This window comes from Sulfitobacter mediterraneus, from assembly GCF_016801775.1.
In the GTDB taxonomy this organism is placed as follows: domain Bacteria; phylum Pseudomonadota; class Alphaproteobacteria; order Rhodobacterales; family Rhodobacteraceae; genus Sulfitobacter; species Sulfitobacter mediterraneus_A.
Genome location: NZ_CP069004.1, coordinates 1 through 6,223, shown reverse-complemented (window position 1 = coordinate 6,223; position 6,223 = coordinate 1). Strand labels below are relative to the sequence as shown.

The window sequence follows — 6,223 nt, the reverse complement described above, 5'->3', positions numbered from 1 at the left end:
TTTCTTGGGCAGTCGGCCACCATGCTGACCCACGCGCCCTTCATAAGCAACATAATTGTCAAGAATCCCGCTGTGAATTTAAGGGGTTACAACCACAGGTAGAAGAGTCGTTGCCGGCACTCCCAGGTCTGCATGAAACGCGTTTACGCCCCATGGGGCGGTGTTTCTGTTTTTATTGTTCTGATATTGGTTGCGGGAGTAGGATTTGAACCTACGACCTTCAGGTTATGAGCCTGACGAGCTACCGGGCTGCTCCATCCCGCGACACTTTTGTTGGCCTTGTGCACGGAGTGCTTTTTGAGGCCGTTTTTTGGCCTTTTGCACGGTGTTGTGCTTGAGGCCTTTTTGTCCTGTTACATTTTTTGTATCAGGCATTGTGTCTTGTTTGTCATCGTTGAGAGATACTGCTCTAAAAACCTTATTAGGTTTGGCGATGACCTACTCTCCCACGTCTTAAGACGCAGTACCATCGGCGCTACGGCACTTAACGGCCAGGTTCGGGATGGGGCTGGGTGTTTTGCTCGCGCTATGATCACCAAACCAAATAAAGTTTTTAGAGTTTTCCAAGTCAGTACACTGTGTTGTGTATGCTTTTGATTTATCGAGTAAAGTCTTGCTTTTACTGGATCAAATCAAGCCTATCGAGCCATTAGTACCAGTCAACTGAACGTATTACTACGCTTACATCTCTGGCCTATCGACGAGGTGGTCTACCTCGGCTCTCAGGGATACCTTGTTTTGAGGGGGGCTTCCCGCTTAGATGCCTTCAGCGGTTATCCTGTCCGATCATAGCTACCCAGCACTGCTATTGGCATAACAACTGGTCCACCAGTGGATCGTTCACCCCGGTCCTCTCGTACTAGGGGCAACTCCTCTCAAGTATCCTACACCCACGGAAGATAGGGACCGAACTGTCTCACGACGTTCTAAACCCAGCTCACGTACCTCTTTAAACGGCGAACAGCCGTACCCTTGGGACCTGCTCCAGCCCCAGGATGAGATGAGCCGACATCGAGGTGCCAAACACTGCCGTCGATATGGACTCTTGGGCAGTATCAGCCTGTTATCCCCGGCGTACCTTTTATCCGTTGAGCGATGGCCCTCCCACTTGGGACCACCGGATCACTATGGCCGTCTTTCGACTCTGCTCGACTTGTCAGTCTCGCAGTCAGGCTGGCTTCTGCCATTGCACTCAACGAGCGATTTCCGACCGCTCTGAGCCAACCTTCGCGCGCCTCCGTTACGATTTAGGAGGCGACCGCCCCAGTCAAACTACCCGCCACACAGGGTCCCGGATCCGGATAACGGACCGCGGTTAGACATCAAGCAGAACAAGGGTGGTATCTCAAGGGAGCTCCACGCAAACTGGCGTTCACGTTTCAAAGCCCACCACCTATCCTGCACATGTTCGGCCTAATGCCAGTGTGAAGCTGTAGTAAAGGTGCACGGGGTCTTTCCGTCTAACCGCGGGTAACCGGCATCTTGACCGGTAATTCAATTTCGCTGAGTCTATGTTGGAGACAGCGGGGAAGTCGTTACGCCATTCGTGCAGGTCGGAACTTACCCGACAAGGAATTTCGCTACCTTAGGACCGTTATAGTTACGGCCGCCGTTTACCTGGGCTTCAATTCAGAGCTCTCACCCCTCCTTTTAACCTTCAGGCACCGGGCAGGCGTCAGACCCTATACGTCGTCTTGCGACTTCGCAGAGCCCTGTGTTTTTAATAAAAACAGTCGCCACCCCTGGTTTGTGCCCCCAGCCCCTAGTTGCCTAGGAACCGGGCCTCCTTCTCGCGAACTTACGGAGGTATTTTGCCGAGTTCCTTCAACATAGTTCTCTCAAGCGCCTTGGTATTCTCTACCTGTCCACCTGTGTCGGTTTAGGGTACGATCTCATGATGGAGCTATTTCCAGGGACCTCTAAGCAGCCCATTCAATCCGATAAGGATGAACTACCCTCGAGATCCGTCACTTCCATCTGGCCCAGGAATATTAACCTGGTTCCCATCGACTACGCCTTTCGGCCTCGCCTTAGGGGTCGGCTTACCCTGCTCAGATTAGCTTTAAGCAGGAACCCTTGGACTTTCGGCGAGAGTGTCTCTCACACTCTTTGTCGCTACTCATGTCATCATTCTCACTAGTGATCTCTCCACCGGATCGCTCACGCGCCAGCTTCACAGAAAAGACTACGTCTCCAATATTCCCGAAGGAAGTAAGGAGACAAAGTCTTATGTCACACTACGCTCTGCTACCATGCAATAAATGCATCCTCAGCTTCGGCTCATGGCTTGAGCCCCGTTACATCTTCGCCGCAAGACAACTTATTTAGACCAGTGAGCTGTTACGCTATCTTTAAAGGATGGCTGCTTCTAAGCCAACCTCCTGGTTGTTTTGGTCGTCTCACCTGCTTTCCCACTTAGCCATGAATTAGGGGCCTTAGCTGGAGGTCAGGGTTGTTTCCCTCTTCACGACGGACGTTAGCATTCGCCGTGTGTCTGCCGACTAGTACTCATCGGTATTCGGAGTTTGGTTAGGATCAGTAAGCCTGTGGGGCCCCATTACCCATCCAGTGCTCTACCCCCGATGGTATTCGGTCGACGCTCTACCTAAATAGATTTCGCAGAGAACCAGCTATCTCCGAGTTTGATTGGCCTTTCACCCCTAGGCACAGCTCATCCCGATCTTTTTCAACAGATGTGGGTTCGGTCCTCCAGTAAGTGTTACCTTACCTTCAACCTGGCCATGCCTAGATCACTCGGTTTCGGGTCTGATCCCACGAACTCGACGCCCTATTAAGACTCGCTTTCGCTACGCCTACACCTAACGGCTTAAGCTTGCTCGTGAGACCAAGTCGATGACCCATTATACAAAAGGTACGCTGTCAGGACGCAAGGTCCCTCCAACTGATTGTAGGCGTTCGGTTTCAGGTACTGTTTCACTCCCCTCGTCGGGGTGCTTTTCACCTTTCCCTCACGGTACTGGTTCACTATCGGTCAGTAAGGAGTACTTAGCCTTCGAAGGTGGTCCTCCGATCTTCAGACAGAATTTCACGTGTTCCGCCCTACTTAATACGTCCAATCATGCTTCTTATACGGGACTATCACCCACTTTGGTTGCGCATTCCAACGCATTCTAACCACAATCATGGCTCGGCTGGTCCCCGTTCGCTCGCCGCTACTAGGGGAGTATCATATTGATTTCCTTTCCTCCGGGTACTTAGATGTTTCAGTTCCCCGGGTTTGCCTTTTTAAGCCTATATATTCAGCCTAAAAATACCTGGTTTACCATATTATTTTGCCCTACCGCGCGGAGCGCTCCTTGAGGGCGAACCCGCAAACAACGTCTGTCTGGTAGTATAAATAACACAGTATCAGGTGGGTTGCCCCATTCAGAAATCCATGGATCAAAGCTTATTCTCAGCTCCCCATGGCTTATCGCAGAGTATCACGTCTTTCATCGCCTCTTACTGCCAAGGCATTCACCAAACGCCCTTTTCGCGCTTGATTTGATCCAGAAAAAGAAAGACTTGCGTCATTCGCGAAGATCAGAAGCTGGTAAGAAACTGATCCTCTTATTCTGAACCAAAAGCATACTTTTACCCGCCCACTCATCTGAGTGGACAATGAGTGATGTCTCTAGCTGCCATCCGTGCGGGAGGCAGCATCATCACTCTGGTTAGTGTACTTGACTTGGACAACACGTTCGTTTCAGCCGCGATATGCGCAGCAGACCGAGGAAACAGTCCGTTGTGCACCGGCCTCCGAAGAGGCAGCAACTGAGATCATCGCCTAACGCGGCGCGATCAATCGTGTTGTTAGTATCTCTCTATACGATGTCAATTCGGTCGACTTTCAAAGAAAGTCCGACCAACGCGAGGCAGCGTATCCAAAGGATGCGCGTTCGCGTCGTCTGTAGAACAGACGTCCAAACATTCAGCGAATGCTTGAAGATGTGTTCTACGCTGTACGTCTCATCGTTGCCACGCAACGACTGCCAGTACTTCACACTTTGCTGCGTAAAGTGTTTGGTGGAGCCTAGCGGGATCGAACCGCTGACCTCCTGAATGCAAATCAGGCGCTCTCCCAGCTGAGCTAAGGCCCCATCAGTTTCCTTGCGGAATACATGGTGGGTCGAGGAGGACTTGAACCTCCGACCTCACGCTTATCAGGCGTGCGCTCTAACCACCTGAGCTACCGACCCATACAGACCGGTAGGCCTGAAACTTAAACTGAAGAGATATGAGGACGGCTCGGTCCGTAGAGTGCACCGAAGTGCCTCTAAATATGGTCAGTTTTGTTTACTGACCTGCTAAGTGTTCCATGATGATTGCGAACAATCATGGCTAGGAACATCCTTAGAAAGGAGGTGATCCAGCCGCAGGTTCCCCTACGGCTACCTTGTTACGACTTCACCCCAGTCGCTGATCCTACCGTGGCCGCCTGCCCCCCGAAGGTTAGCGCAGCGTCGTCGGGTAGAACCAACTCCCATGGTGTGACGGGCGGTGTGTACAAGGCCCGGGAACGTATTCACCGCGTCATGCTGTTACGCGATTACTAGCGATTCCGACTTCATGGGGTCGAGTTGCAGACCCCAATCCGAACTGAGACAGCTTTTTGGGATTAACCCATTGTCACTGCCATTGTAGCACGTGTGTAGCCCAACCCGTAAGGGCCATGAGGACTTGACGTCATCCACACCTTCCTCCCGCTTATCACGGGCAGTTTCTTTAGAGTGCCCAGCCGAACTGATGGCAACTAAAGATGTGGGTTGCGCTCGTTGCCGGACTTAACCGAACATCTCACGACACGAGCTGACGACAGCCATGCAGCACCTGTCACTGCGTCACCGAAGTGAACGCCCGATCTCTCGGGTTAGCACAGGATGTCAAGGGTTGGTAAGGTTCTGCGCGTTGCTTCGAATTAAACCACATGCTCCACCGCTTGTGCGGGCCCCGTCAATTCCTTTGAGTTTTAATCTTGCGACCGTACTCCCCAGGCGGAATGCTTAATCCGTTAGGTGTGTCACCGAACAGTATACTGCCCGACGACTGGCATTCATCGTTTACGGTGTGGACTACCAGGGTATCTAATCCTGTTTGCTCCCCACACTTTCGTACCTCAGCGTCAGTATCGAGCCAGTGAGCCGCCTTCGCCACTGGTGTTCCTCCAAATATCTACGAATTTCACCTCTACACTTGGAATTCCACTCACCTCTCTCGAACTCAAGACCAGGAGTTTAGGAGGCAGTTCCAGGGTTGAGCCCTGGGATTTCACCCCCTACTTTCTGATCCGCCTACGTACGCTTTACGCCCAGTAATTCCGAACAACGCTAACCCCCTCCGTATTACCGCGGCTGCTGGCACGGAGTTAGCCGGGGTTTCTTTACCAGGTACTGTCATTATCATCCCTGGCGAAAGTGCTTTACGACCCTAAGGCCTTCATCACACACGCGGCATGGCTAGATCAGGCTTGCGCCCATTGTCTAAGATTCCCCACTGCTGCCTCCCGTAGGAGTCTGGGCCGTGTCTCAGTCCCAGTGTTGCTGATCATCCTCTAAAACCAGCTATAGATCGTAGACTTGGTAGGCCATTACCCCACCAACTATCTAATCTAACGCGGGCCAATCCTTCTCCGATAAATCTTTCCCCCGAAGGGCGTATACGGTATTACTCTCAGTTTCCCGAGGCTATTCCGTAGAAAAGGGTATGTTCCCACGCGTTACTAACCCGTCCGCCGCTCACCCCGAAGGGTGCGCTCGACTTGCATGTGTTAGGCCTGCCGCCAGCGTTCGTTCTGAGCCAGGATCAAACTCTCAAGTTGAAAAGCAATTGCTTGCTTATCCTTGACGTCGAACCTCTGCACATCGACCATAAGACCTTACTGAAATCTTATGGCGTCTTTTCTGTTTGATGTACTTAAAGTTACCAAAGTAACCGAAAGCCACTCAAACAGTGAAGCTGACACTCCATCATCGACCGAAGTCTAAGAGCGCGATATACAGACGTTGATCCATCGAATGAACCAAACCGCCCACATATCTCTTCAGATATCAAATTTTCAAACAGCGTAGAGACAAAAGTCACCGAGATGCGCCCTAACTTTTTGGCGCGCCCCGCCGAAATTACCTCAAATTTTCTCTCCGCCTCCGAACCTCACCTCCGCGTCTCCGCTTCCGTCTGGCCCGTCCAGCGCCCCGTTAGAGCGTCACCGCTCGTCCGGTAAGGG

General features: G+C 51.9%; 3 tRNA genes and 3 rRNA genes. All 6 read right to left on the bottom strand.

Going from position 1 to position 6,223, the window contains the following annotated elements:
* Window positions 1-187: 187 nt before the first annotated feature.
* The 6 genes from JNX03_RS00030 to JNX03_RS00005 all read right to left on the bottom strand — a co-directional run bounded on the left by JNX03_RS00030 (window position 188) and on the right by JNX03_RS00005 (window position 5,818).
* Window positions 188-264 (bottom strand) — tRNA-Met (locus JNX03_RS00030).
* A gap of 161 nt (window positions 265-425) precedes the next feature.
* Window positions 426-540: ribosomal RNA gene (gene rrf, locus JNX03_RS00025) — 5S ribosomal RNA — on the bottom strand.
* Window positions 541-628: 88 nt separating this feature from the next.
* Window positions 629-3,505: ribosomal RNA gene (locus JNX03_RS00020) — 23S ribosomal RNA — on the bottom strand.
* Between the two features lie 519 nt (window positions 3,506-4,024).
* Window positions 4,025-4,100: transfer RNA gene (locus tag JNX03_RS00015), tRNA-Ala, on the bottom strand.
* Between the two features lie 22 nt (window positions 4,101-4,122).
* A tRNA-Ile gene (locus JNX03_RS00010) sits at window positions 4,123-4,199 on the bottom strand.
* Between the two features lie 158 nt (window positions 4,200-4,357).
* Window positions 4,358-5,818: ribosomal RNA gene (locus JNX03_RS00005) — 16S ribosomal RNA — on the bottom strand.
* The 16S, 23S and 5S rRNA genes sit together here with 3 tRNA genes alongside, the layout of an rRNA operon.
* Window positions 5,819-6,223: the final 405 nt, after the last annotated feature.